Annotated in this window: 2 protein-coding genes; one reads left to right on the top strand and one right to left on the bottom strand. The window is 56.8% G+C overall.

Features of this window, described 5'->3' with window-relative positions:
* The coding region (locus tag AC1DQP_RS19980; protein ID WP_478052362.1) for an IS3 family transposase at window positions 1-821 on the top strand (821 nt) is incomplete at its 5' end.
* Between the two features lie 536 nt (window positions 822-1,357).
* Here the strand turns inward: AC1DQP_RS19980 and AC1DQP_RS19985 are convergent.
* On the bottom strand, window positions 1,358-1,987 hold a 630-nt coding region (locus AC1DQP_RS19985), incomplete at its 5' end, for an RHS repeat-associated core domain-containing protein (protein ID WP_478052363.1).

Consider the following 1,987-nt stretch of genomic DNA (forward strand, 5'->3'; position numbering starts at 1 on the left):
GGCCATCTCAGCGTCGCGAGATGGCCAGACGGGCGGTCCAGGCAGGCATCACCAGCATCGTTCATGCGTGCAGGACGTTCGAGGTGAGTCAGACCTGCTACCGCTATCAGGCCAAGGCCTGCCAAGAAAATGCGATCATCGCCGACTGGTTGCTCAGGCTGACCAGCGCCTACCGCGATTGGGGCTTTGGGCTGTGCTTCCTGCACCTACGCAACGTGAAGGGCTTCGCTTGGAACCACAAGCGCGTGTATCGGATCTATCGCGATTTGGAGCTGAATCTGCGCATCAAGCCGCGCAAGCGCATCGTCCGGGAAGTGCCGGAGCCTTTGGCGGTGCCTGAGGCGGTCAACCAGACATGGTCGATGGATTTCATGCACGACCAGTTGGCTGATGGACGCAGCTTCCGGATGCTCAACGTACTGGATGACTTCAACCGTCAGGGACTGGCGATGGAGGTCGACATCTCCTTGCCCGCGGCGCGCGTCATCCGCAGCTTGGAACAGGTCATTCAATGGCGCGGAAAGCCCCGCGCCATACGCTGCGACAACGGGCCCGAGTACATCAGCGGAGCGCTGCAAGCATGGGCCGAGCGGCAAGACATTGCACTGCTCTACATCCAGCCAGGCAATCCTCAGCAGAACGCCTACATCGAGCGCTACAACCGGACCGTGCGTTACGCTTGGCTTGCCAGCAATCTGTTCAATGACATCGAACAGGTCCAGGACATCGCCACTCGTTGGCTATGGACTTACAACCACGAGCGCCCAAACATGGCGCTCGGCGGCATCACACCAATGCAGAAGCGTGCACTGGCAGCGTAGTTCCACTTTTGGCGACCGCTAAAAGCGGGGGGATTACCGGTTGACGCATCGACTAGCCGGGCAAAGGGCGTAGCTCAGTAGCTTAGGGACTAAAAGGATCGGATCGGAACTCGCATCCATCGGTTCCGCGGAACACCACCGAATACTCCCTACTTGGATCAGCCTGTCCAGGAATGAAAAGCCCGTTAGCGTCGAACTTCACGGCGTACTTATCACCACTTCCAATGAGTACATTACGCTCGGAAGCAGGAACTTCTTCAAGGATTGGATTGAAGGCGGCCCATCCAGAAGCCCCCTTTTTTCTCCACTCAGTAGTAGCGTTTCTGGAATCGACTTCCCCCTCTAAATCCGAAAGAGGAATGCGAATTTCTCCGCGCCCTAGGTTTGATATTTCAAATTTGCCAAGACGCTTGTCAGCGCCCGAAGCAGCCCCGATGTACCTGATCTGGCCATCAGCGCAGCTCACCTGTCTCGGGTGCATGGTGCACGCTGCAGTAGCCGCTGCAATTACCAGAACCGCTAAGGATGTCTTCACTTCACCTACCCCTGATGATCAATCTATGCTTCCCACTGTCATCCCATCGCTGGCGAGATCTTATCACTGCTGGAAGTATCCCCTCGGATAGATGCTCCTGCATGGCAGCAGCACTCTGGGCTTCGCACTCTTGCGAGCTTCCGAACCTCCCAGCTCCGATGCTGGCCTCAAATCGCTCCGCAGCTGACCTCGCATCCTCCGCCCAGCGCCTCAAATCTCCAACATGATCCATCTCATCTCGCATCGTGGAACGCCTCACGCCAGGTGAATCGTAGCGGTCGCGCATTAGGACAATCGGTGTGAGACTGACAGAATATTCGCTAAGGTAATACCCGTTGGCATCGCAATTGCATTGTGAATTGATCGCCCAATCCATCGTCGTTCTAGCCAACGTATTAGATCTGAACTCAGATTGCGGCGCGCCCGGGAACGTTCTTGTCGCGTCCCCTTCCCTCGTACCCGTCCGCCAGACTACTGAATTTACTTGCCATTCCAAAAGGCCGAAAGGATCGATCGAAGCGACGGGATTGCTTCCCGCGTACGAGTACAATGACACACCACCGTGCAGTCCCAGAGGATCTCCCTGCGTGTACCGTGCCACTGCCGGGTCGTACTCTCGCTGGGAGTTATA

It is taken from the genome of Stenotrophomonas sp. P5_A8 (assembly GCF_056400545.1).